At 69.4% G+C, this 24219-nt stretch carries 22 protein-coding genes, 1 pseudogene and 1 riboswitch; of the genes and pseudogenes, 12 read left to right on the forward strand and 11 right to left on the reverse strand.

The window, feature by feature from the left end:
- Positions 1–26: 26 nt before the first annotated feature.
- The gene (locus tag BJY22_RS04060; protein WP_167203817.1) at positions 27–1958 is read left to right on the forward strand and encodes a Xaa-Pro dipeptidyl-peptidase; all 1932 of its coding nucleotides are present in this window, start codon (positions 27–29) and stop codon (positions 1956–1958) included.
- Between the two features lie 7 nt (positions 1959–1965).
- Here BJY22_RS04060 and BJY22_RS04065 read toward each other — a convergent pair whose 3' ends face one another.
- Positions 1966–2892: a helix-turn-helix domain-containing protein gene (locus tag BJY22_RS04065; protein ID WP_167203818.1), complete on the reverse strand. Its 927-nt coding sequence runs from the start codon at positions 2890–2892 to the stop codon at positions 1966–1968.
- 142 nt (positions 2893–3034) lie between these two features.
- Between BJY22_RS04065 and BJY22_RS04070 the strand changes: the two genes are divergently transcribed.
- Positions 3035–3364, forward strand: a complete 330-nt coding sequence (locus BJY22_RS04070; protein WP_167203819.1) for a PadR family transcriptional regulator — start codon at positions 3035–3037, stop codon at positions 3362–3364.
- Positions 3361–4569 carry an HAAS signaling domain-containing protein gene (locus BJY22_RS04075; RefSeq protein WP_167203820.1) on the forward strand — a complete coding sequence of 403 codons (1209 nt, stop codon included), beginning with the start codon at positions 3361–3363 and terminating at the stop codon, positions 4567–4569. The genes BJY22_RS04070 and BJY22_RS04075 overlap by 4 nt, the downstream gene beginning before the upstream one ends.
- Here the strand turns inward: BJY22_RS04075 and BJY22_RS04080 are convergent.
- From BJY22_RS04080 to BJY22_RS04090, 3 genes are read right to left on the reverse strand one after another with little or no spacing between them, the layout of a single operon-like run.
- On the reverse strand, positions 4566–5282 hold the full coding sequence (locus BJY22_RS04080; RefSeq protein WP_167203821.1) for a GNAT family N-acetyltransferase: 717 nt from the start codon (positions 5280–5282) through the stop codon (positions 4566–4568). The two genes, BJY22_RS04075 and BJY22_RS04080, sit on opposite strands and share 4 nt — an antisense overlap.
- Positions 5283–5297: 15 nt before the next feature.
- Positions 5298–6272, reverse strand: a complete 975-nt coding sequence (locus BJY22_RS04085) for an adenylate/guanylate cyclase domain-containing protein (RefSeq protein ID WP_167203822.1) — start codon at positions 6270–6272, stop codon at positions 5298–5300.
- Positions 6262–6660 carry a cyclic nucleotide-binding domain-containing protein gene (locus BJY22_RS04090; protein ID WP_167203823.1) on the reverse strand — a complete coding sequence of 133 codons (399 nt, stop codon included), beginning with the start codon at positions 6658–6660 and terminating at the stop codon, positions 6262–6264. The genes BJY22_RS04085 and BJY22_RS04090 overlap by 11 nt, the downstream gene beginning before the upstream one ends.
- Positions 6661–6801: 141 nt before the next feature.
- Here BJY22_RS04090 and BJY22_RS04095 point away from each other — a divergent pair, with 141 nt between their 5' ends.
- Positions 6802–8355, forward strand: a complete 1554-nt coding sequence (locus BJY22_RS04095; RefSeq protein ID WP_167203824.1) for a DUF4185 domain-containing protein — start codon at positions 6802–6804, stop codon at positions 8353–8355.
- Here BJY22_RS04095 and BJY22_RS04100 read toward each other — a convergent pair.
- Together BJY22_RS04100 and BJY22_RS04105 are read right to left on the reverse strand one after the other, a co-directional pair.
- On the reverse strand, positions 8352–9701 hold the full coding sequence (locus tag BJY22_RS04100; protein WP_167203825.1) for a threonine/serine exporter family protein: 1350 nt from the start codon (positions 9699–9701) through the stop codon (positions 8352–8354). The genes BJY22_RS04095 and BJY22_RS04100 overlap by 4 nt on opposite strands.
- Positions 9691–10668, reverse strand: a complete 978-nt coding sequence (locus tag BJY22_RS04105; RefSeq protein ID WP_202890985.1) for a sugar-binding domain-containing protein — start codon at positions 10666–10668, stop codon at positions 9691–9693. Before BJY22_RS04105 ends, BJY22_RS04100 begins: the two co-directional genes overlap by 11 nt.
- A 96-nt stretch (positions 10669–10764) precedes the next feature.
- Positions 10765–10898: riboswitch (FMN riboswitch) on the forward strand.
- 87 nt (positions 10899–10985) lie between these two features.
- On the opposite strand from BJY22_RS04105, the pseudogene ribB reads away from it, so the two are divergent.
- A pseudogene (ribB, locus tag BJY22_RS04110) lies at positions 10986–11591 on the forward strand (3,4-dihydroxy-2-butanone-4-phosphate synthase); the annotation flags it as partial.
- On the opposite strand, the gene BJY22_RS04115 reads toward ribB, so the two are convergent.
- From BJY22_RS04115 to BJY22_RS04130, 4 genes are read right to left on the reverse strand one after another with little or no spacing between them, the layout of a single operon-like run.
- Positions 11584–12549: a transketolase family protein gene (locus tag BJY22_RS04115; RefSeq protein ID WP_167203827.1), complete on the reverse strand. Its 966-nt coding sequence runs from the start codon at positions 12547–12549 to the stop codon at positions 11584–11586. The pseudogene ribB and the gene BJY22_RS04115 sit on opposite strands and share 8 nt — an antisense overlap.
- On the reverse strand, positions 12546–13451 hold the full coding sequence (locus BJY22_RS04120; RefSeq protein WP_167203828.1) for a transketolase: 906 nt from the start codon (positions 13449–13451) through the stop codon (positions 12546–12548). The genes BJY22_RS04115 and BJY22_RS04120 overlap by 4 nt, the downstream gene beginning before the upstream one ends.
- The gene (locus tag BJY22_RS04125; protein WP_167203829.1) at positions 13448–14443 is read right to left on the reverse strand and encodes a sugar phosphate isomerase/epimerase family protein; all 996 of its coding nucleotides are present in this window, start codon (positions 14441–14443) and stop codon (positions 13448–13450) included. Before BJY22_RS04125 ends, BJY22_RS04120 begins: the two co-directional genes overlap by 4 nt.
- Complete coding sequence (locus tag BJY22_RS04130) at positions 14436–15350, reverse strand: nucleoside hydrolase (protein ID WP_337758158.1); 915 nt, start codon at positions 15348–15350, stop codon at positions 14436–14438. The genes BJY22_RS04125 and BJY22_RS04130 overlap by 8 nt, the downstream gene beginning before the upstream one ends.
- A gap of 110 nt (positions 15351–15460) precedes the next feature.
- On the opposite strand from BJY22_RS04130, the gene BJY22_RS04135 reads away from it, so the two are divergent.
- Positions 15461–16894 (forward strand): FGGY family carbohydrate kinase, encoded by a 1434-nt coding sequence (locus BJY22_RS04135; RefSeq protein WP_167203830.1) that lies wholly within the window; start codon positions 15461–15463, stop codon positions 16892–16894.
- 67 nt (positions 16895–16961) lie between these two features.
- Here BJY22_RS04135 and BJY22_RS04140 read toward each other — a convergent pair whose 3' ends face one another.
- A complete protein-coding gene (locus tag BJY22_RS04140) occupies positions 16962–17807 on the reverse strand; it encodes a hypothetical protein (protein ID WP_167203831.1) in 846 nt (281 codons plus the stop codon).
- 211 nt (positions 17808–18018) lie between these two features.
- On the opposite strand from BJY22_RS04140, the gene BJY22_RS04145 reads away from it, so the two are divergent.
- From BJY22_RS04145 to BJY22_RS04170, 6 genes are all read left to right on the forward strand, one after another.
- Positions 18019–18753 (forward strand): cupin domain-containing protein, encoded by a 735-nt coding sequence (locus BJY22_RS04145; protein WP_167203832.1) that lies wholly within the window; start codon positions 18019–18021, stop codon positions 18751–18753.
- An 8-nt stretch (positions 18754–18761) separates the two neighbouring features.
- Entirely contained in the window at positions 18762–19937 is a 1176-nt protein-coding gene (locus tag BJY22_RS04150) for a Gfo/Idh/MocA family protein (RefSeq protein WP_337758159.1), read from the forward strand.
- On the forward strand, positions 19937–21082 hold the full coding sequence (locus BJY22_RS04155; protein ID WP_167203833.1) for a dihydrodipicolinate synthase family protein: 1146 nt from the start codon (positions 19937–19939) through the stop codon (positions 21080–21082). Before BJY22_RS04150 ends, BJY22_RS04155 begins: the two co-directional genes overlap by 1 nt.
- On the forward strand, positions 21079–21894 hold the full coding sequence (locus BJY22_RS04160) for a sugar phosphate isomerase/epimerase family protein (RefSeq protein WP_167203834.1): 816 nt from the start codon (positions 21079–21081) through the stop codon (positions 21892–21894). The genes BJY22_RS04155 and BJY22_RS04160 overlap by 4 nt, the downstream gene beginning before the upstream one ends.
- A gap of 16 nt (positions 21895–21910) precedes the next feature.
- Positions 21911–22666 carry a sugar phosphate isomerase/epimerase family protein gene (locus tag BJY22_RS04165; RefSeq protein WP_167203835.1) on the forward strand — a complete coding sequence of 252 codons (756 nt, stop codon included), beginning with the start codon at positions 21911–21913 and terminating at the stop codon, positions 22664–22666.
- Between the two features lie 81 nt (positions 22667–22747).
- Positions 22748–24187: a diguanylate cyclase domain-containing protein gene (locus BJY22_RS04170; protein ID WP_167203836.1), complete on the forward strand. Its 1440-nt coding sequence runs from the start codon at positions 22748–22750 to the stop codon at positions 24185–24187.
- The last annotated feature ends 32 nt before the right edge of the window (positions 24188–24219 follow it).

Genomic DNA, 24219 nt, shown 5'->3' on the forward strand with positions numbered 1-24219 from the left:
CGCGGGAGTGACTAGCCTTCCCAGCCATGAGGACCGTCCACGCCAGGGTGACGATCCTGGTCTCGTCCGCCGTGCTCAGCCTGACGACCCTCGCCGGTCCCGCCGTGGCTTCGCCGGTTCCGGACGGGCCCGGCTCCGGGGCCCCGGCTGCTCCCAGTGTGCCGCAGCATGTCGACACGCGCACGAAGAGCACGCAACCGGTCTACGACTACTCCGAGGCGATCCGCGAGTCGGTGTACGTCGACACCACGATGGACACCGACTCCGACGGCAAGAACGACGTGGTCGCGGTCGACATCGTGCGCCCCAGCGAGACCGCCCTGGCCGGCGTGAAGATCCCGGTGATCATGGACGCCTCGCCGTACTACTCCTGCTGTGGACGCGGGAACGAGAGCGAGAAGAAGTCGTACGACGCCGACGGCGTGATCCGGAAGATGCCGTTGTTCTACGACAACTACTTCGTCCCGCGCGGCTACGCGATGGTCGGCGTGGACATCGTCGGCACCGGACGGTCCACCGGCTGCGGCGACGTCGGCGGCCGGGACGAGATCCAGTCCGTCGTCGACGTGATCGACTGGCTGAACGGACGCAACACCGCACGCACCGCGGACGGCCAGCCGGTGAAGGCGAACTGGACCAGCGGCGCGGTCGGCATGATCGGGAAGTCGTACGACGGGACGCTTGCGAACGGTGTCGCCGCCACCGGGGTCCGCGGACTGAAGACGATCGTGCCGATCTCCGCGATCTCGTCGTGGTACGACTACACCCGGTCGGGCGGCGTACCGTACTCGGACGACTACATGCCCTGGCTCGCCGGGTACGTCGGCCACGACAGCCCCGCGTGCGACGAGGTCCGCGGCGAGCTCGGCGACAACGATGACGACGACACCGGCAACTACACGTCGTTCTGGTCCGAGCGCGACTACACGAAGAACGCGTCGAAGGTGAAGGCGTCGGTCTTCATCACGCACGGCCTCAGCGACTACAACGTGCAGACGAACCACTTCTCGCAGTGGTGGTCGGCGCTGGCCCGCAACAACGTGCCGCGCAGGCTGTGGCTGGGACTCGAGGACCACGTCGACCCGTTCGAGTTCCGGCGTGACGAGTGGGTGGACGAGCTGCACGAGTGGTTCGACTACTGGCTGCAGGGCTTGCAGAACGGTGTGATGAAGGAGCCGATGGTCTCGGTCGAGACCGCGCCGGACGTCTGGCGCGACTACCGCGCCTGGCCGGCCGTGAACCGTCCGCGCTCGGTGCCGCTGGCGGCCGGGAAACTAGGTGCCGCCGGCAAGGGTTCGGTCACCGTCACGGACGACCCGGACCTGAGCGAGGACGAGATCGTCGCGGATCCGACCGAGGTGATCGCCGGGCGGCAGATGTTCCTGTCCGCCCCGCTGACCGCCCCGTTGCGGATCAGCGGTACGCCGTCGGTCACACTGCGCCTCAAGTCCGATTCGTCGACGACACCCGTGACGGCACGGCTGATCGAGTACGGCGACGCGGAGCGGTACTCCGGCGTCCGCCGTACCTCGGAAAGCACATGTGAAGGGTCGAGCACCGACTACGACGACAGCTGCTACTACACCGTGGAGAAGCTCACCACACAGAGCGATCACGGCATCGTCAGCCGCGGCTGGATCGACGCCGCGCACAGCAAGTCGCTGTCCAAGCCGACCCCGCTGACACCGGGCCAGTGGACCACCGTGACCGTCCCCCTCCGCGCCCAGGACCAGGTCATCCCCAAGGGCCGCATCGTGGGCCTCGCCATCACCCTGTCCGACACCGAGTGGACCAGCCCCAACGACACCGGCGCCTCCATCGACATCGACCTGTCGGCCAGCAAACTCAACATCCCCATCTCCTCGGGCACCCTCACCGCCCCCACCAAACTCCACCCCATCGACGTCGAGATCACCACCCCCACCCAACGCCCCAACCTCCACGACCCGAAGAACTGATCCGCTTCTAGTTGCCTTCGGCTACGAAGTGCATGGGGTCGCCGAAGGAGAGGTCGGTGATGCCGGCGGTGTGGAAGGCGCCGATCAGAAGGGAGCGGCGGTGGGCGGCGAAAGTGAGGACATGGGCGACCATTCCGCCGTAGGTGAAGACTCTCGGGGGTTCGCAGGTGGTGTCCACGAAGCTCTCGTCGAAGCGGCCGTCCTCGTTGAGTTGGTTGACCAGGGCCACGAAACGGGCGCCGGCGTCGGCGTGGCGGGTGCGGAGTTCGGGGATCGGGGTGACGACCTGGCGGCCGCACTCGGGGACCTGGAAGGGGCGGTCCTCGACGGGGGCCAGCCACATCTCCTCCTGCCAGACGAGGCGGTCGAGGAGGTAGCGGATCGAGATGTCGTCGTCGATGCCCTCGACGGACAGTTCGATGGGGCGGTCCAGCGTGGCGGCGTCCAGGCGCGCGCCGCGTTCGATCATTTCGCCGGTCAGCCAGACGTGGTGCTCGACCATCCTGACAACTACGTCCATCCCTCTCACCTTTCTGCGTGCCGGTAGCCGGAGGCCGGCCGGCGGCTGGAAATGCACTCCACTCGGCGCCGCGAGGAAGAACACCCGCGACGCTTCCCGCCGCCACTCCCGCGGCGGCATCCCGTAGGCCCTGGCGAACGCGCGCGTGAACGCCTCGTTCGACCCGTACCCGGCCTCGACGGCGAGATCGAGTACGGCGACCCGCTCGGTCAGCAGCCGGTACGCCGCCCGCTCCAGCAGCACCCGCCGCCGGAAAGCGAATGGCGACTCACCTGCCGCGGCCCCGATCACCCGGCCGAAATGGAACCGCGACAGGTGCACCCGCCCCGCCAGCCCGGCGCCGTCCACCGGCCCGTCGGAACCGCTGAGCCCCGCGGCGACCACCGCCACGAACTCCTCGAACACATCCGCCATGTGAACCACTGTCCCGCACCCGCCCCGGGCCGACTTGATCGAAATTGCGGAACCCTCTCACTGGTTAACGGAGTACTCCGCAGTGTGTAGTAGTGTTCTCCGCGGAGCACCGGGAGCACCGCCGGTGCCGGAGGAGGTCGCGATGGACACGAGCCAACTGCTCAAGGGCGTGCTGGATCTCGCAGTGCTCGCCGTACTGCGGGACGCCGACGGCTACGGGTACGACGTACTGCGCCGGCTGCGCGCCGCGGGCCTGGAGGACGTGGCGGACGCGTCCGTGTACGGGACGCTCCGGCGACTGTTCCAGGCCGGCGCACTCACGTCGTACGTCCAGCCGAGCGAGGAAGGCCCGCATCGCAAGTACTACGGGCTGAACCAGACCGGGCACGACCTGCTCAAACAGTCCACCAAGACCTGGAACCACTTCGCCGACACCATGTCGGTGCTGCTGCGGGAGAAGGAGGCGGCGTGAACAGCACCCTGACCGGAGCGGTCGCGATCTACCTGGCGCAGGTGCGATCCGAGCTCAGCGACCTGCCGCCGGGTGAGCTCGAGGACGTGCTGCAGGATGTCAGCGGACACCTCACCGAGGTGGTCGGCGAGTTCGACGCGGAGCCGACGCTCGAGGACCTGCAGGCGCGCCTCGGTACGCCGCGGCAGTACGCCGACGAACTGCGCACCGCCGCCGGATACCCGCCCCGCACCGAGCCCGCCACTCAGAACGGTCAGGACGCCCTCGACGCCGGCTGGAACGCGCTGCGCTGGGGCCTGATCGCCTGCACCGTCGGCCCGTTCTTCGTCGCAGTCGCCATCTTCGCGTGGTCGCGGGAAGGGACGCCGTTCTTCGGGCTGCTCGGGTTGGGCGTACTGTTCGTCGCCGCGTTCCTCGGCGTCCGGGCGCTCGGCGCGCACGACCCGCGGATCGTCCTGGACACCCCGCGGGGCGCGCAGGGCGCGACGGCGATCCGCGGCTGGATCGACCAGATCCCGCCGAACGTCCGGCGCGATCTGGTGGCGATCGGCCAGCCGGTGTGGTGGGTCGCGCGCGGCATGATCGGCGCAGGTGGGTTCTTCGCACTCTTCGGTGCCTTGTCGGTGACCGTGGTCGGGGCGTTCGCCGGTGCCGCGGTGTCGATCTGGATCGGCCGGCGCACCCAGCAGGACAGGCGGTGGCTGTGGTACGTCGTACCGCTGAACGTCGTTGCCGCGATCGCGGTCCCGTCGTTCCTCGCGGCGGCGTACGTCGGGGCGTCGTTCGGATTCCTGACCAACTACGACGGCTACGGCGACCGGAGGACGTACAACCCGCCGAACGGACTCGTGCTGGACGGGAACCCGGTGACGAACATCTACCCGTTCGATGCCCAGGGCAAGCAGGTCGAGGTCCGGCTGTACGACCAGGACGGCAACCCGATCAACCTGGACCTGCAGGACTGCGCGACGACCTACGAGCGGAGCGGGCGCGGGGAGACCAGCAACCTGTTCCCGCAGGCAGTGATCAGCCCCGACGAGAACGGCGACGTCGATCCGGACAACTGCAAGGACAGCACCAAGGCCCCGTTCGTCCCGCCACCGGCCCCCGCCACCACGCCGACGCCGACGCCGAGCGCAGGCTCCACGAAGCCTTCCACTACACCGACCCCGAGCGTCACGCTCACGGTCAAGCCGACCCGCTAACGACCCGGCCGCACGCCGGCTGCGGCGACGCCGCGGTAGGTGTAGCCGAGGCGCCGGTACACGGCGATCGCGGCCGCGTTGGTGCCATCCACCATCAGCGCGGCCAGCCCGTGGCGCTTCACCAGCTCGGCGGTCACGAAGCCGCACACCTCGCGCGACAGTCCCTTGCCCCGGGCAACAGGATGCGTCGCGACCCCGGCCAGGAACCCGACCTCGGGAGCGCTCCACGCGTCCGCCGCGACACTCAGCAACTCACCATGCTCCCCGGTCACCGCTGCCCAGCGCCGTACGCCGGGATGCCCGGGCCACGCGTACGACGACGGCGATGCCCGCGTCAGCAGGTCCTCCACGCCGGCGTCCCCGTCCAGCCACGTGGCCGTCGTGGTGACCTCCGGAGCCTCGTGAACATCCATCCACCCGAACGCCGCCGAGAACGTCAGCCCCGGCACCCGCTCCGCCAACTCACGAATCAGGTCCTCGTCCCCGAACGGCCGGTACGACGGCCCCACCTCGGCCAGCACGCCGGCCGTCAGCCGTACCGCGTCGTCGACCGGCCCGATCACCGCCAGCCGGTCGTGCTTCGAAATCTCCGGCGACGCGACCGCCACGGCGTCCCCGTCGTACCAGCACCGCACCCCAGGCCCGAACCCCTGCAGCGCCCAGGCAACGATCGGATCATCGATCAAGCGACCGGGACTCTTGACCTCACGCACACGTCCAAATCTAAATCAACCGGCGCGCTGGATCGCGTACGGGACCAGGTGGCGGTAGCCGCGGACGGCGACCCGGCGGAGGCGGTGGACGGCGAACGACGGGTGGCCGTCGAGGGCTGCGGCGAGTTCACGGTCGGCGAGGACCCGGCCGGGTTTGCATTCCGTGGTGAGACGGGCGGCCAGGTTGACCACCTCGCCGTAGACGTCGCCGAGCCGGATCAGGATCGTGCCGTACGCGAGCCCGATCCGCAGCTCGGGCAGGCCCTCGTCCGCGATCACCGCGTCCTGCAGCGCCAGCGCGACCGCGGCGCCCTGCGCGGCGGTGTCGGCCACGAACAGCACCTCGTCGCCCATCGACTTGATCACCCGGCCGCCGTTCTCCGCGACCACGTCGGCGGTCGTGCCCTCGAACCGCTCGATCAGTTCGCCGAGCTCGCCCTCGCTCAACCGCCGGGTCAGCCGCGTGTAGCTGACGATGTCCGCGAACCCGACCGCCCGCAGGCCACGCGCCAGCTCCTCCGACCCGGCCATCGCGCGCCCGGCCGCGGCGGCGAGATGCCGGCGCCAGACGTAGGTCTGCAGCCGTTCCATGGCCGGCAGCAACAATCCCGCGACCTCGATCGCCTCGTCCGCGGACAACTTGGTCCCGCCGAGGAACTCCAGGAACATCGCCGACTGCCAGGACGCCAGCCGGGACTGCGTCTGCCCGAGCTTGCGGGCCAGCGACGACTCCATCTCCGGCTCGATGAACCCGTCGTCCTCGAGCGCCGCGACCAGCCGCAGCGCCTCGACGTCGTCGTCGGTGAACGCCACCTCGTCGTCCGGCACGGTCGCGAACCCGAGCGCGTGCCACATCCGCTCGGCGCGCTCGATCGAGATCCCGGCCCGCTCCGACACCTGCACCCGGGTGAACTTCCGTTCCCCGCCGAGCAGGGTCCGCTCGAACTCGCGCTGCAGCCCCGCGAGCTCCGCCCCAGGGTCAGGAACCACCGCGGCGCTCGGCGATGGTGGCGTCGATGGCGTCCCGGAACGCCGGCAGCCGCCGGGTCAGGTCGTCGAACTTCTCCCGGGTGAAGTGCAGCAGCTGCAGCCGCGACTTCGCCGTGACGGTGGCCGTCCGCAACGTGTTCTTCCGGACCGCGACCTCGCCGGCGATGTCGCCGGGGCCGAGCTCGGCGATCTCCTCGCCCTTCTCGCGCACGGCCGCCGTACCGCTGAGGATGAGATACGCCGCGTCCGGCGGCGTCTGCTCCAGGATCAGCGACCAGCCGGCCGGTACCGAGACCTCCTCGCCGGCGCGGAAGATGTCCCGGATGTCGCGTCCGGACAGATCCGCGAACAGCGGCAGGTCCCGCGGGGACGTCCTACCCAGTGCCACGTCGATCCTCCTCGCCGATGTTTCCAGTCAGTAACTCTAACGCACGGACCCGTCGGCCGTTGACCGTCTCGACAGTCCACGGATAACGTGTGCGGAAATCGATTTCTGGAGCGAGTTCTCTGCCCGCCCGAGGAGACCCTGATGCGGAAACGATGGATGCTCGTCCTGCCCGCCCTGATCGGAGCGGCCGTGGTGCCCACCGAACAGTCCCCGGCGGCGCAAGCCGCGTCCGCTGACCGGCAGGGCGCGCGGATCGCCGTACCCGCGCCGGTCGAGCGCATCGCGAAACTGACCGGGCCGGGATCCATCAACGACACCGAGGCGCGCTTCGCGCTGAAGGCGACGGACCTCGGGGTCCTGTGGGACAACGGATCCGGCGAGATCCTCACCGCGTTCGGCGACAGCTACGGCAGCGGCTGGACCGGGCCGGGTGGCGGCGCCGGCGACCCCGCGACGATCGACTGGCGGTGCAACCTGCTGTTCCGCAGCAAGGACCGCAACCTCGCCGACGGCATGTCGCTCGACTCCGCGGCCGAGGACCGGCCCGGACACGCCAAGGAGTTCCTGCCCTGCAAGAAGATCGACCGTGACGAGCACACGGTGATCCCGACCGGCGGCATCGCGGTCGGCAAGCGTCAGTACGTGCAGTACATGTCGGTCAACTACTGGGGCCCGGCCGGCAGTTGGTTCACGAACTACTCCGGCTTCGCCTACTCCGACGACAACGGCGAGACCTGGACCAAGGACCCCGACGCCCGCTGGCAGAACACCGAGGCCTGGGACGACAAGTTCCAGATGGTTGCCCTGGTCAAGGACAAGGGCTACGTCTACATGGTCGGTACACCGAACGGCCGCTTCGGCAGCGCGCACCTCGCCAGGGTGCCCGAGCAGCAGGTACTGCAGAAGAAGGCGTGGCGCTACTGGGACGGCCGGACCTGGTCGCCGCACGAGACGTCCGCCGTACCGATCGCGGTCGGTCCGATCGGCGAGGTCTCGGTGCAGTGGAACGCGTACACCGGCAAATGGCTGATGCTGTACCTCGACGAGCACCGCGCCGCGATCGTACTGCGCTCGGCTGAAAGCCTCACCGGCCCGTGGAGCGGTGAACAGGTCGTGGTCAAGGGCACCGAGTACCCGGGCCTCTACGGATCGTTCATCCACCCCTGGTCGTCCGGCCCCGACCTGTACTTCACCATGTCGCAGTGGGATCCGTACAACGTGTTCCTGATGCGCACGAAGCTCACCGACGACGGCCAGGTCACCAACCTGGTCACCGATCCCGGCTTCGAGGCCCAGACCACCGGTACGCCGACCGCGCCATGGCAACTCAGCGGCACCGGCGGGATCGACCGCACGAACCTCGGTCACAGCGGCACCAACAACGCCTTTGTCCGCGGCTCGATCGGCACTCATCAACTCCAGCAGACCGTTGCCGTGCGCCCCTATCACCGCTACCGCCTGTCGGCGTGGATCCGGACGGCGGAGAACAACAACGAAACGATGCTCGGCGTCCGCACGCTGCGTGGACGCACGATCGCGCAACAGTCCGGCGGTGCGCATCCGCAGTACACGAAGGTCTCGGTCGAGTTCGACGCCGGTCAGGAGTCTTTGATCCAGCTGTACGGCGGCTTCTTCGGCCACGGCCAGGACGTGTGGCTGCAGCTGGACGACGTGGCGCTGGAGGAGATCCGCTAAGCCGCGCCGCGTCGGCGGCGGGTACGGCGAGGCCCGGAACGGCGGCGGATCGGGCGGCGGGGGCCGACGAGACGGGGGCCGGCCAGGCGGTCTTCGAGGCGGCGGGCCTCGCGGCGGATCGGCTGGGCGACGTACTCGCCGAGGATCAGGCCCGAGGCGAGTGCCACGCCGATCGCGACCGCGGTGGCGAGGCTGACGATGCCGATCAGGTTGCCGAGCGCCATCAGCTCGTAGAGACCCTTGTAGATGGTGAGTCCCGGCAGCAACGGGATCGAACCGGCCACGACCACGACCAGCGGCGGTACGCCGGTCCGCCGGCCACCGGAGTACCCGCCCAGGCCGACGACGAAGGCCGCGGCCGCCGTGGACCACGCCGGGCCGAAGGACGCCCTGGTCATCAGCGTGAAGACCAGCGACGCCAGGGCGCCCATCACCGCGACCGGCAGCAGCGCGCGCAGCGGTGCGTACGACGCGTACGCGAACGCGACCGCCATCACCGCGCCGGAGATCACCATGATCGGGAGATCCGCCAACTGGATCGCCTGCGGTTCGACACCGACGTTCAGCCCGAACTTCAGGCCCAGCGCGAGGCCGAGCGAGACACCGGCGATGATCCCGCCGGTGAGCAGCATCGCCTCGAGACTTCGGGCCGCCGCGGTCACGTAGTACCCGGTGATCGCGTCCTGGACGGCACCGGTGAGGGCGATCCCGGCCAGCAGCATGATGATGCCGGCGGCAATGACCAGGGACGGTTTCACCGGCGCGTGCACGGCGTACAGCACCAGGGCGACCGCGGTCGCGACGAAGGCGCCGGCGACCTGCTGGTAGAACGCGGGCAGCCGCTGCCGGTTGAACCACCGGTTGTTCAGGTCGATCACGACCGCGGTCAGCACCGCCAGCAGCGTGATCAGCCAGCCGCCGCCGAGCAGCAGCGTCGCGCCACCGGCCATCACGCCCCACGCGAGGACCGCGGTCCAGCGCGGGTACGGCGGTCCGGCGGACGTCATCCGGGCGAGTTCACGCGAGGCCTCCTCACGCGTCACGTCACCCCGGGCGTACCGCCGTACCAAGCGGTCGACGTCGGTCAGCCGGGAGAAGTCCTGGGACCGGTAGCGGACCAGCCGGATGTGCGTCTCGGGCGCGACGTCCGGCGCGGCCTGGTACGAGACGGCCATCGAGGTGAACGTGATGTCGACCTCGCAGCCCCGCAGTCCGCCCGCAGCCGTGACGCCGAGGATCGTCGCGGTGGCGTCCGCCGTACCGGCGCCGCTGGACAGCAGCACCTCACCGACCCGCAAGGCCAGGTCGATGGTGGCGTAGACCTCCCGCTGCTCGTCAGGCTCCATCGAGCAGTCTGTGCGCCATCGCCAGGTCGGTGATCAGGATGTTCACCCAGCCGCCGAGCAGTGCGGCCCGGATCGCGGAGTACTTGCGTTCGCCGCCGGCGACCCCGATCCGCCGGGGCACGGCCAGCAACTCCTTCGCGGTCACCCCGATGACCCGCTGGTCGAACGTCGAGCGCACAAGCTTTCCCTCTTCGTCGAAGAACCGGAAACACACGTCCCCGACGGCTCCGAGCCTGCGCAGCTCGTCCTGGTCGGCCTCCGCGACCGCGTTCCCACTGCGCTGCAGCAGCGGCGAGGGCTCGAGGCTGCCGATCCCGACCAGGGCGTCGGTGAGCTGTCCCCAGGTGCCCAGAACGTCGCGAACCGACACGTCGTTCATCATCGCGCGGCGGACCGCGGGTGTTCCGACCAGGCCGGGCGCGGGCAGGTACACCGGCATCCCGCCGGTCAGCTCGGCGAACCGCGCGGTCAGCCGGGTCGCCTGCATCTGCACCGCGGCGTCCCCCAGGCCGCCGACGATCTGCACCACCTTGTCCACCACCGGCACGCTCTTGCGCGGCATCCGGTCGACCGCGCTGATCAGCGTCTCGCTCCACGACGAGATCCCGACCACGTGGCCGCCGGTGAGCGTCATGTCCAGGTACGCCGCGGCGCCCGAGCCGAGCGCGGGCAGGACCTCGTCGCCGGCCCCGATCGTGTCGACGACGACCGCGTCCCGCAGCCCGTACCGGCCCTGCAGCTCGTCCTCGAGGTCGCTGTGGACGCCGCTCGGCATGGTCACCACGGTGTGCACGATGCCGACCTCGACGGCCTGTTTGAGCATCCGCGACACCCGCGCCTGGGACAGGTTCAGCTCGGCGGCGATCTGCGGCTGGCGGATGCCCTTCTCGTGGTACATCCGCGCCACCTTCGCGAGCAGCCGCAGCTCGTCCAGCCCCGGCCGGCGCACCGCGCGGTTCGCGTTCACCTCGACCCCCTCGCAACGATCCGGACTAAGGACTATATGAGATGGACGCGACACCCGTGGGCTGCCGGTTGCCGTTAAGCTGAGGGTGGAAAGAACACACGTGCTCTGGGGTCGGTGAAATTCCGAGCCGGCGGTGACAGTCCGCGACCCGTGACTCCGCGAGGAGGAGCGGTTGACCCGGTGGAACTCCGGGACCGACGGTGAAAGTCCGGATGGGAAGACGCACGTGGCAGTTTCACGTCTCCTGTTCTCGCAGGGGTCGTGAGGCTTGTCGTTGCCCCGGAGTGCCGTTGAGTGCGCTGCCGAGAGGACAACGAATGACCACCGTGACCAGCCTGGACACCATCGAACGCGCCGTCGCCGAGCTCGCCGCGGGACGCCCTGTCGTGGTCGTCGACGACGAGGACCGCGAGAACGAGGGCGACCTGACGTTCGCCGCCAGTCTCGCCACGCCCGAGTTGATGGCACTGCTCGTCCGCCACACCAGCGGCTACGTCTGCGCACCCGCCGCGGCGGAGATTCTCGACCGGCTCGAGCTGCCGTTGATGGTGCCGGACAACCAGGACAACCTGCGCACGGCGTACACCGTCTCGGTGGACGCCGCGACCGGGGTCGGAACCGGTATCTCCGCCGCGGACCGGGCCCGGACCGTCCGCGTGCTGGCCGATCCCTCGGCGCAGCCCACGGACCTGATCCGGCCCGGTCACATCCTGCCGTTGCGGGCCGTCGACGGCGGCGTCCGGCAGCGGCCCGGTCACACCGAGGCCACTGTCGAACTCGTCCGGCTGGCCGGCTTGCCGCCGGTCGGCGTGATCGGCGAGCTCATGAACGACGACGGCACGCTGATGGCGGGCGCGGACCTGCGCACGTTCGCCGACGTCCATGGCTTCGCGATGATCTCGATCGCCGACCTGGTCACGTACCTGTCGTGACCAGCTTGCGGGCGGCGTCCGCGATGCCCGCGGGCGACAGGCCGTACCGGTCCAGCAGGTAGCCGGCCGACCCCGTGGGGGCGAACTCGGGGAACCCGAGGATCGACACCCGGGCCGGATGCTGCTGTACGACGGTCTCGGCGACCGCACCGCCGAGACCGCCACCGGCCACCGCTTCCTCGGCCGTCACGATGCCCGCGGTCTCCCGCGCGGCCGCGACCACGGCGTCGGTGTCCAGCGGCTTCACCGACGGCATCGACAGCACCCGGGCCGAGATCCCTTCCTCGGCGAGCCGTTCGGCGGCGGCGAGTGCCCGCCACAACACCGTCCCGTTGCTGATCAGGGTCACGTCGTTGCCCTCGCGGACCGTGATCGCCTTGCCCAGCTCGAACTCGTAGTCCTCCGGGTAGATCTTCGGCACGCTCATCCGGCTGACCCGGATGAACACCGGCCCGTCCGACGCGGCCGCCCAGCGCAGCGCGGCCGCGGTCTCGATCGGGTCGGCGGGCACGATGATCGTCATGTTGGAGATCGCGCGCAGCCACGCGATGTCCTCGATCGAGTGGTGTGTCGGGCCGAGTTCGCCGTACGCGACGCCGGGGCTCATCCCGCAGAGCTTGACGTTGGTGTTCGAGTACGCGACGTCGGCCTTGATCTGCTCGAGCGCCCGGCCGGTGAGGAAGCAGGACGCCGCCGACACGAACGGGATCCGGCCGCCGTTGGCCAGCCCGGACGCGACACCGACCATGTCCTGCTCAGCGATCCCGACGTTGATCAGCCGGTCCGGGAACGCCTTGCGGAAGCTGTTCAGCTTGCTCGATCCGACCGAGTCGTTGACCACGCCAACGATCCGGTGGTCGGCGTGGGCGAGCTCGGCCAGCGTCTCGACGTACGCGTCCCGGCAGTCGTACCGCGGCTGGTCGGCGATCGAAGTGTGCACGAGAGTCATACCAGCTCCCCTGTGAAGCGCGGCCTCTCCAGCTCGGTCAGCGCCTGCTGGAACTCCGCCGCGTCCGGCACCCGGTGGTGCCAGGCGACGTTGTTGCTCATGAACGAGATCGGGTGCCCCTTGTGCGTGTGGGCGATCACGAACGTCGGCTTGCCGGGCCGGAACGGTACGGCGGACAGCACGTCCAGCAGCTCGCCGTGGTCGTGCCCGTTCACCTCGACGACGGCGAACCCGAACGCGGAGGCCTTCTCCGGCAGCGGATCGAGGTCGTTGGTCTCCTTGGTGGTCGCGCCCTGCTGCAGCCGGTTCCGGTCGACGATCACGGTCAGCCGGTCCAGCTGGTACTGCGAGGCGGCCATCATCGCCTCCCAGTTCGACCCCTCCTGCAACTCGCCGTCACCGACGAGCACATAGGTACGGCGCAACGAGACGTCGAGCTTCGCCGACAGGGCATGTCCGACCGCGACCGGCAGGCCGTGCCCGAGCGGGCCGGTGTTCGCCTCGACGCCGGCCACCTTGTTCCGGTTCGGGTGCCCGTTGAGCGCGGACAGCGGCTTCAGGAACGTGGCGAGCTCCGCAACCGGCAGGAAGCCGAACGCCGCCAGCGTGGTGTAGAGCGCGCCCGCGACATGGCCCTTGCTCAGGATGAACCGGTCCCGCTCGGGATCGTTCACCGTCTCGGGCGCGATGTCGAGCACCGCGCCGTACAGCGTGGCCAGGATGTCGATCGCGGAGAAGTCACCGCCGATGTGCCCGGCGCCGGCGTGGTGGACCAGCTTCAGGTCCTGGATCCGGATCTGCTTGGCGGCCTCGGCGATGTGCGCGATCTGCTCGGCGCGGCTGCTGTGGATCGGCAGTCGCCCGAGCACAGGAAGGGTCGCGTGCTCGACGGTGAGTGTCATGCGAGCTCCGCCATCGAACTCAGCAGGACCTTCTGCACCAGCTTCTGCGCGGCCAGGGCGTCATGTGACGCCTGAGCGGCGGCGAGGGCTTCGTCGTCCAGTACGTCGAGTGCGTGGTGGATCGCCTTGAGGAAGGTGATCGCCTGCTTCGCGGCCTGGACGCTGTCCTCTCGGAACGGGAACTGGTCGAGCTGCCAGACGCCTTCCCAGTTGTTCTTCCGCAGCGTGTGGAAGAACTCGAACGTCTCCACCAGGTGCACCGAACCGACGACCATGTCGTCGTCCCAGCCGCGCAGGTTGTCGTTCACGTCGATCGCGAACAGCCGGCCGTAGTCGATCGCGAGCTGCGCCGCGTCGGCCGGGGTCTCCTGGCCGTACAGCGAGTGGCCGAAGTCGAGCAGGATACCGAGGTTCGGCAGGCCGATCTTCTCGATGCCGAGCAGCGTCCGGGCGACGTTCGGGAAGATGATCTTCACCCGCGGCTCGCGCGGCTTGTACTCGATCACGAAGTTGATGTCCGGATGCGCGGACACCAGTTCCTTGAGGCCGTCGAGCGCCAGGTTCCAGATGTCGTGGTAGTTCACCTGGAACGGGTAGTCCCAGCCGTCCTGCCCGGGCCACAGCTTGACGTACGAACAGCCCAGGTCCTTCGCCAGCTCGGTTGCCTGGTGCAACAGCTCCAGCGCCTGCTTGCGGACGGCCGGGTCCGGGTTCGTCAGTGAGCCCTTCACGAAGTCCCGGGTGTAGATCTCCGGCGTGATCGCGATCGCCTTCAGGTTGTTCCGCTGCAGCGCGGCCTTCACCTCGTCGAGCGTTCCGTCGTACCCGGCGAACGGCCAGTTCAGGTCGACCACGGACAGGTCGCCGACGGCGCCGGCGCGGTCGATCTGCTCGAGCAGCCCGACCGGCTCGCCGTACCCGTCGGTGGCGTAGCGGTCCTTGTAGGTGGCGAAGTGCCAGATACCCGCGCCGAAGACCGGCATGTCAGTCATGGTTTCGATTCTCCTTGCTGTGGGGCGGTTTGACGGCGAAACGGCGGATCTTGGCGAACATGTCCTCCAGCAGGAAGCGGACGTCGACCTGCTCGCAGACCTGGATGGGGTTGTCGGTGCCGGGCAGGTACCAGCCGTCGACACCGAAGCGCGGCGCCGGACGGGTCCGGAGGTTGCCGCTGTGCGGGTAGAGCATCAGAGAGATCGCGGGCGAGTCGCCGAGGGAGCGGGACTCGATCGGCTCGCGGTGGTGCGTCGCGTTCCACTCGACCAACTGCTCGATCAGGTACTTGCCGAGCGGACCGGCGTCGCCGATCTTCTCCTCGAGCTCCGCGTAGCTGACCGAGACCTTCGTGTAGACGTCACTCGGGACCTGCCAGACCGTCATCCCGGACCCGAACACCACGTTGGCGGCGTGGATGTCGTTCGACAGGTTGAACTCGATCCCGGGGTACGACGTGTAGCCGTTGTAGCCGCGCCCGCCGATCCAGATCACGACCACGTCCCGGTGCACGAGCTCCGGGTCGAGCAGGATCGCCGACGCCATATCGGTCAGCGGGCCGAGGAACGACACGAACAGCGGGTCGTCCTTCGACGCGAGCTTGGACTCCTCGATGATCAGCCGGGCGCCGGGTGAGTCGACCGGGGTCTGCTCGTCCGGGATGCCGGCCGCGGCGCCGTCCGCGACGGTCACCGTGCCGGTCAGGTCCATCAGGTCCAGCAGCAGGTCGATCTCCTCGCGAGACTCCGCCATGCTGCGGTCCGACCGGCGGGTGCCGAAGTGCGCGGGGATCAGGCCACGGATGTCGAAGGTCGGCGACAGCAGTCCGTGCACGATCGCGAACTGGTCGTCCGCCTCGTTCTTGGCATCGGTGTCGATGATCACCCGGCGTCTGCTCGGCCTCACGCGGTCTCCTTCATTGCGAATAGATATTCAGTAGTGCATAAGCTGTCGCCCTGAGTGTCACCACGGCGCTAGAGTCCCGTCAAGGGCTCGGTTGAAAGTTGGAGGTCGTGATGGTCCAGGCGGTACTCGCGGTCGACCAGGGCACGACCAACTCCAAAGCCGTCCTGGTCGCCGCCGACGGACAGGTACTCGCCACCGGCTCCGCACCGGTCGGGCTGTCCACACCGCGACCCGGTTGGGTCGAGCAGGACGCCGAGGACCTCTGGCAGAGCGTCCTTCGTGCGATCTCCGCCTGCCTCACTCCGGCCGCCGCGGGCGGAGCGGTCGACATCGTCGGCATCGCGCTCTCCACCCAGCGCGAGTCCGTCGTCGGGTGGGACGCCGCGGGCAAGCCCGTCGGTCCGGTTCTGGGCTGGCAGGACGTTCGAACCACTAGTTGGTGCGCCCAACTACCGCCGACAGTCGACGACCTGGTACGCCGACGTACCGGACTCCGGGTCGACGCGATGTTCTCCGCCCCGAAGATGCGCTGGCTGCTGGACCGATCCGACGCCCTCGTCGGGACCGTCGACTCCTGGCTGATCCATCGGCTGACTGGTGGCCGCGAGCATCTGACCGAAGCGGGCAACGCATCGCGGACCTTGCTTTACGACCTCATAGCCCTGGACTGGTCGGACGAACTACTGGACGCGTTCGGGGTGCCGCGGGGCGCGTTGCCCGAGGTGCGAGTCTCGGACGGCGGGTTCGGTGCCACGTCCGGCGTACCGGGAGTGCGCGACGGGATCCCGATCGTCGCCGTCCTCGCGGACTCGCACGCGGCGATGTACGGCCAGGGCTGCACGCGGGCCGGTTTGGTGAAGGCGACGTACGGGACCGGATCGTCGGTGATGACGCCGGTGGAGGGGTTCGTCGAGAGCGGGTGCACGCTGGCCTGGCTGACCGATCGCCCGGTGTACGCGCTCGAGGGCAACATCGTCTCGTCCGGGGCCGCGCTCGCGTGGACGGCCGACCTCCTCGGCCTGCCGGATGTCGGCGCATTGACCGCGTTGGCGGCGACGGTCCCGTCGGCGGAGGGCGTCGTACTCGTGCCCGCCTTCGCCGGCCTAGGCGCGCCGCACTGGGATCGGGAGGCGCGGGCGGCGGTGAGCGGAATGAGCAGCTCGACGACCCGGGCGCATGTCGCGCGGGCGGCGGTCGAGGCGGTCGCGCACCAGATCTGCGATATCGCGGACACCATCCCGGGCGCGGTGAGCAGCCTCCGCGCCGACGGCGGCGCGACGGTGTCGGAGCTGTTGATGCAGACCCAGGCCGATCTGCTCGGTCATCGCGTCGAGGCGGCCGACGTCCCCGAGATCTCGGCGCTGGGGGCGGCCGAGCTGGCCTGGACCACGCTCGGCGAGACGACCGACTGGGCCGCCAAGCGGACCTTCCGGACCTTCGAGCCGGGTCCCGGCGCCGGCGACCGTGGCCGGCGCCGGGCCGCCTGGGCCCAGGCGGTCGCCTCGGTACGAGTCAAGAGGGCGTCTGAGGACCCTGCGCCGTAGCGAGCAGGTGCTCGGCGAGGTGCCCGCCGAGTGCCGCGCAGTAGGCGGAGGGTTCTCAGACGCCCTCTCAGGCCAGCCTGATCCGGAAGAGGGCCAGGCGGGCGTCGTGGCCGTCGACGTTCAGCGGGATGATCTTCTTGCCGAGCAGGTCCAGCCGGACCTTGCCGTCGCCCGGCAGCCAGTTGATCCGGTCGATGCCGTTGGCAAACACCTTGCGCTCGGAGTCCTGTCCGGTCGCCCGGTCGTAGTTGGGGTTGTTGGTGTCCGCGGTCCAGATCACCAGATGGCCCTTGGCGTGGTGGGCCAGCACGCGCTCGCGGTGCAGCTTCTTGTGCCGGTCCCATTCGTCGCGCAGGTGCGGTTTACGGTCGCCGTTGTAGGCGTTCGCGATGTAGTGCGAGTTGATCAGCGCGAACTTCAGCCCCGGGTGGTTGACGTGCTCGAGCATGACCTCGTTGATCCAGCGCGGCGGGGTTACGTGGGCGATGCCGCCGTGCACGAAGGTCCGCTTCGAGGCGAGGATCTTCCACTGCCTCGGGACCGAGATCGGCACCCTGAAGGAGCCGGGGTCACGCAGGAACGCGTTGCGGTAGTTGGGACCGAAGTGCCGCGAGATCATCGCCGGCTCGCCCGAGTCGCCCTCGCTGATCTCCTGCCAGCCGACGAGCGGCCGGTGCCCCGGATCGCCGTTGCGGACGGCGCGGATCGCGGCCTCCCGGGCACCGAGGCGCTTGCGACCGATGTTGGCCGTGATGATCGGGAGCCGGAACCAGTCGGTGCCTGCCGCCGCCGTACCCGCCTCGGCCGGCTCGGCCGCTGACGCAGCGTGTACTGCCGCCACCGAACCGAGCGTCCCCGCCAGCGCCCCGCCCCCGAGCATCAGGGCCTGGCGTCTGCTGATCCTGTTGGTCATGACCACCTCCACAAGAGTCCGGCCACACGGCCGGAGGGCGACTGTCTTGTCGACGGAGTACGACGTCGCCGCCGACCCCGCCGTTCCACCCTCACCGTCGCCGGGGTCGGAGATCGCTTTCCGTTACAGGTTGACTGGACCTTTACGCCCACTTAAGGTTGCGGTCACAGGCTTTGGAAAGCCCTTTCCAAGGCTCAGGAGGGAGGTGCGTATGTGTGAGTTCGGGCCCGGACCGGCGGCGGTACTGCCGGGCGGTATCGGCATCTCGAAGCTGACCGTGTACGACATCGAGGCCCCCGACGGCCTGGTCGGCGGTACGCCGCACGTGCACCTCGCCTGCTCCGAGGGCTACTACGTGATCGCCGGCACCGGCGCCGTACAGACCCTGAACGCGCAGGGTTACACCGAGACCCCGCTGCGGGCCGGCACCGTGGTGTGGTTCGACCCCGGGACGATCCACCGGCTGGTCAACGACGGCGGGCTGCAGATCCTCACCCTGATGTCCAACTCCGGTCTCCCCGAAGCCGGCGACGCCGTCCTGACGTTGCCGCCGGAGCACCTCACCGATCGCGAGACGTATCTGCGGGCCACCGCCCTCACCGGCGAGGGCGAGGCCCGGACGCCGTCCGCGATGGCCCGGCGCGACCTCGCGCTCCAGGGTTACGCCGTACTGCGGGAACGGTACGAGTCGGAAGGCCCCGCGGCCCTGGACGACTTCTACGCGGCCGCGATCCGCATCGTCCGGCCGCAACTGGCGGACTGGCGCAAGCGCTGGGAACAGGGCGCCCGCCGCCTCGCGGACGAGACCGGCGCCGCGCTGGACGCGCTGGAGGCCGGTACGGCGCCGCACCTGCAGTCCGCCGCGCTGCACGAACTTCCCACCCCCACCGAGTTCGGCCGGCACGGCATGTGCGGCCGACTCGACATCTACGACACCCAAGCGTGATCCTGAGCGTGAGAGGCAAGACTGTGAACGAGCGACGCATCGGCATCGTGATGAACGGCGTCACCGGCCGGATGGGCCTGCGCCAGCACCTCGAGCGTTCCATCGTGGCGATCCGGCAGCAGGGCGGGATCCAGGCCGCGGACGGCACGATGATCATCCCCGAGCCGATCCTGGTCGGCCGCAACGAGCTCAAGCTGCGCCGGATCGCCGAGCAGTACGGGCTGGAGCGGTGGACGACCGACCTGGCCGAGGCGCTCGCCGCGCCGGACGTCGAGATCTACTTCGACTCCCAGCTCACCCAGCTCCGCGAGAAGGGTGTCCGCGCCGCGGTCGAGGCCGGCAAGGCGATCTACTGCGAGAAGCCGATCGCCGAGAGTCTGGACGCGGCCGTCGACCTGGCCAAGCTGGTCGTCGACTCCGGCCTGAAGAACGGCGTGGTGATGGACAAGCTGTCGCTGCCCGGTCTGCGGAAGCTGAAGCGGCTGATCGACGGCGGGTTCTTCGGCCGGATCCTCTCGGTGCGCGGCGAGTTCGGCTACTGGGTGTTCGAGGGCGACTGGCAGGAGGCGCAGCGGCCGTCCTGGAACTACAAGTCCGAAGAGGGCGGCGGCATCATCCTCGACATGTTCTGCCACTGGCGGTACGTGCTCGACCAGCTGTTCGGCGAGGTCCGGTCCGTGTACTGCCAGGGCGCGACGCACATCCCGGAGCGGGTCGACGAGAACGGCGAGACGTACACCGCCACCGCGGACGACGCGGCGTACGGCGTGTTCGAACTCGACGGCGGGATCGTCGCGCAGCTGAACTCGTCCTGGACGACGCGGGTGTTCCGCGACGAGCTGGTCGAGTTCCACGTCGACGGGACCGAGGGGTCCGCGGTCGCGGGTCTGCGGAACTGCCGGGTGCAGCACCGGTCCGCGACGCCGAAGCCGGTGTGGAACCCGGACATCCCGGTCAGCGAGAAGTTCCGCGAGCAGTGGGCGACCGTGCCGGACAACGAGCCGATGGACAACGGGTTCAAGGTGCAGTGGGAGATGTTCCTGCGGCACATCGTCGACGACGCGCCGTTCACCTGGGACTTCGTCGAGGCCGCGAAGGGCGTGCAGCTGGCCGAGCTCGGCCTGAAGTCGTGGCACGAGGGCCGCAAGCTCGAGGTCCCTGAGCTGACCCTGAAGGCGAACTGATGGAACTGAAGCTTCCCGTCCAGGGCGGCCTGGAGACGTATCGGCTGGTCGGCGAACCGGTTGCCCAGGGCACCTATTTGCCGGCTTCGACGCGACTCGCGTTCGCGGCGGCGCATGTCGTCGCCGACCCGCTGGGTGACAACTCGCCCGGGGCGCCGGCGGTGATCGACTGGGAGCACACGCTGGAGTTCCGGCGGCACCTGTGGTCGCTCGGGTTGTCCGTCGCGGAGGCGATGGACACCGCACAGCGCGGGATGGGCCTGGACTGGAAGGCCACCCAAGAGCTGATCCGCCGCTCCGCGGCCGAGGCTCCCGACGGCCGGATCGCCGTCGGCGTCGGCACGGATCAACTCGCCGGCGCCTACGCCCTCGATGCGGTGATCGCGGCCTACGAAGAGCAGCTCGCCGTCGCCGAAGACGTTGGCGCCCAACCGATCCTGATGGCGAGCCGGGCGCTGTGCGCCACGGCGAGCTCACCCGACGACTACCGCAAGGTGTACGACCGGCTGCTCGCGCAATCCAGCCGGCCCGTGATCCTGCACTGGCTCGGCCCCATGTTCGACCCTGCACTGGAAGGGTATTGGGGCAGCGGATCGTTCGACTCCGCCGCGGCGTTCGTCGCCGAACTGATCTCCGACAACGTCGAGAAGGTCGACGGCATCAAGATCAGCCTGCTGGACGCGTCGAAGGAAGTTGCCCTGCGCAACCGCCTGCCCGAAGGCGTCCGGCTCTACACCGGGGACGACTTCAACTACCCGGAGCTGATCCGCGGCGACGGTGAACGGCACAGCGACGCGCTGCTTGGCATCTTCGCGGCGATCGCCCCGGCTGCGGCGGCTGCCCTGAAGGCGTTGGACTCTGGTGATCTGGCCGAGTACGAGCGAGTGTTCGCGCCCACGGTTCCTCTGGCTCGGCAGATCTTCTCCGCGCCGACGTACTACTACAAGACCGGGATCGCCTTCCTCGCCTGGCTGAACGGGTTCCAGCCCGGGTTCACGATGGTCGGCGGATTGCAGACCGGGCGGTCCCTGCCCCATCTGGCGGACACGTTCCGGCTCGCGGACCAGGCCGGCGTACTGACGAATCCCGAGCTCGCCGTCGACCGGTTCCGGCAACTGTTGCGCGTGAGCGGGATCGACGCATGAACCGGTACAGCCTCAACCAGGCGACGACGAAGTACTGGCCGCTCGAGGACGTCGTCGGGGCGAGCGCGAAGGCCGATCTGGAGTGGATCGGCCTGTGGCGCGAGCCGATTCAGGAGTACGGCGTAGAGAAGGCAGCGCGTCTGGTCGCGGACGCCGGGCTGAAGGTGTCGTCGCTGTGCCGCAGCGGGTTCTTCACCTCGACCGATCCGGCCGAGCGCAAGGCGAAGATCGAGGACAACCGGCGCGCGATCGACGAGGCGGCGACGATCGGCACGTCGGTCCTCGTGCTGGTCAGCGGCGGGCTCCCGGCCGGATCACGTGACCTCGACGGCGCCCGCGGCATGGTCCGCGACGGGCTCGCCGAGCTGGCGCCGTACGCCGGGGAACGCGGGGTCACGCTGGCGGTCGAGGCGCTGCACCCGATGTTCTGCTCGGATCGGTGCGTGGTGTCGTCGTTGGGCGGCGCGCTCGACCTGGCCGAGCAGTTCCCGGCCTCGGAGGTCGGGGTGATCGTGGACGCGTACCACCTGTGGTGGGACGCGGACGTCTACCGGCAGATCGAGCGGGCCGGGGAGCGGATCGTGTCGTACCAGGTCAGCGACTGGGTGGTTCCGCTGCCCGAGGACACGCTGCTCGGGCGCGGCATGATGGGCGACGGTTCGATCGAGCTCCGCCGGCTCCGCGAGGCCTGCGACGCGGCCGGGTACGACGGCCCGATCGAGGTCGAGATCTTCAACCAGCAACTGTGGGACGCGCCGGGACAGGAGGTCTTCGACCTGGCGCTGGCGAGGTACCAGGAACACGTCCTCTGACAAGGGAGTTACCTGCATGACTGACCGGACCATTCCCGCCGACGGTATCGGGATGCACCTCTACACGATGCGAGACGTGCTGGCCGAGGACTACCCGGGGACGCTGAAGCGGCTCGCCGGGATCGGGTACCGGACCGTGGGGGTGAGTGGGCGGTTCGGCCACAGCGCCGCGGAGATCCGCGGATTCGCGGACGACGCCGGTCTCGCGATCGTGCTCGAACACGTCGGGTACGCGCGGATGAGCGACGACTGGGCCGGCGCGCTGGCCGACGTGAAGACGCTCGGGGCGCAGTGGGCCGTCGTACCGTCGATTCCTTCCGAGCTGCACTCGGTGGACGGGTTCAGGACCGCGGCGGAGGCGTTCACGGAGGCGGGGAAGGCGGCGCGGGACGCCGGGCTGAAGTTGCTGTTCCACAACCACGGGCACGACTTCGACGAGATCGACGGACAGGTGCTGTACGACATCCTGCTGGGCGTGGATCCCGACCTGCTCGGGTTCGAGCTGGACCTGTACTGGGCCGTGGACGGCGGGCACGACCCGGCGAAGCTGTTCCAGGAACACCCCGGCCGGTTCCCGGCACTGCATGTCAAGGACATGGCCGAGGACGGGTCCTGGGAGGACGTCGGGGCCGGGAAGCTGGACTTCGGCGCGATGTTCGCGCACGCCGAGGCGGGCGGCGTGGAGCAGTACCTGGTCGAGCACGACAAGCCCACCGACGCCTGGCACTCGGCCGAACGCAGCTACCGCGGGCTGACCGAACTGCGGTACTGAGGCTTGTGACAGCAAACGCTTAACCGGGTCACCTGTGCGCACACCTGCTCACCACCGGTGAAATCGGCATATTCTCAACGGGTGCGGAACGAGCCGACAGTCAGGCTGTCCGCCGTCCGTCGCCTGTACGAGGTGAGCGCGCGGATGGGGGCCGGGCGGAGCCTGTCCGAAACACTGCAGGCGGTCGTCGACGGTGTCGTGAACGGGCTCGGCTTCGGGATCGCCGTCCTGAACCTGCGGCACCCGGACGGGAAGTTCGAGGTGATCGCGGTCGCCGGGTCGCCGGAGGCGCGCGCGGCGTTGCTCGGGAAGGTCAGCGCGGCGGACCTGTTCGACGCCGAGTTCGCGATCGCGGACGCCTGGGGCAAGCTCCGGTTCGTGCCGCACGAGCGGCTGCCCGAGGGCGAGGTGGTCGGGTGGGTTCCCGACGTACCGGTGTCCGACGCGCCGGACGCGTGGCATCCGCTGGACGCGCTGTTCGCGCCGCTGTACTCGTCCGACGGCGAGCTGGTCGGAATGCTCTCGGTCGACCTGCCCGAGGACCAGCGCCGGCCGGGGCCGATCCACCGGGAACTGCTGGAGATCTTCGCCACCCAGGCCGGGCTCGCGATCGACAAGGCACGGCTGACCGATCAGCTGCTCGCCGAGAAGGCCCGGCTGGAGGCGAGCGAGGCGACGTTCCGGATGGTCTTCGAGGGCGCCGGGAACGGGATGGCCACGGTCGCCTTCGACGGGCCGGAGCTGGGCCGGATCCTGCGCGTGAACGACGCCTTCTGCCGGATCACCGGGTACGCCGCGGCGGAGCTCGTCGGATCGCGGCTGGCGAGCTTCCTGCGCGACGAGGAGCCCCAGCAGACCCGGTCCGAGCTGGAGGAAGTTGCCGCACGCAACGGGACCTACCGGTTCGAGCGGGTCTTCACACAGCCGAGCGGGAACGCGATCTGGCTCGGCGGTACGGCGGCCCTCGTCGAGCAGGGCGCCGGACAGCCGCGGATCCTGCTCGTCCAGATCGACGACGTCACCGCCCGCAAGGCCGCCGAACGCGAACTCCGGCACCACGCCGCCCACGACCCGCTCACCGGCCTGCCGAACCGGCGGCTCCTGCAGCACCGCTTCACGAAGGTCCTGGAGCAGACCCGCACCACCGGACGCCCGGGCGCACTCCTGTTCTGCGACCTCAACCACTTCAAACTCGTCAACGACGGCTACGGCCACGAGGCCGGCGACCGCGCACTCCGCGAGATCGCCACCCGCCTCAGCTCAGCCGTCCGCCACGGCGACACCGTCGCCCGCCTCGGCGGCGACGAGTTCGCCGTACTGGCCGAGGACATCACCGGCGACGACCTCACCACCCTCATCACCCGCCTCGAAACCGCCGTCAGCCACCCCCTCCCCAACATCGCCGTCAAGGTCACCACCAGCGTCGGCACCGTCCCCATCACCCCCACCACCACCGACCTCGACACCCTCCTCCACCAGGCCGACCAAGCCATGTACACCGCCAAGAACCGCCGCACGTAGCGAAGGAAAGCGGTCAACCCACGCGGCCCGGA

This window comes from Kribbella shirazensis (genome assembly GCF_011761605.1).
Taxonomy (GTDB): domain Bacteria; phylum Actinomycetota; class Actinomycetes; order Propionibacteriales; family Kribbellaceae; genus Kribbella; species Kribbella shirazensis.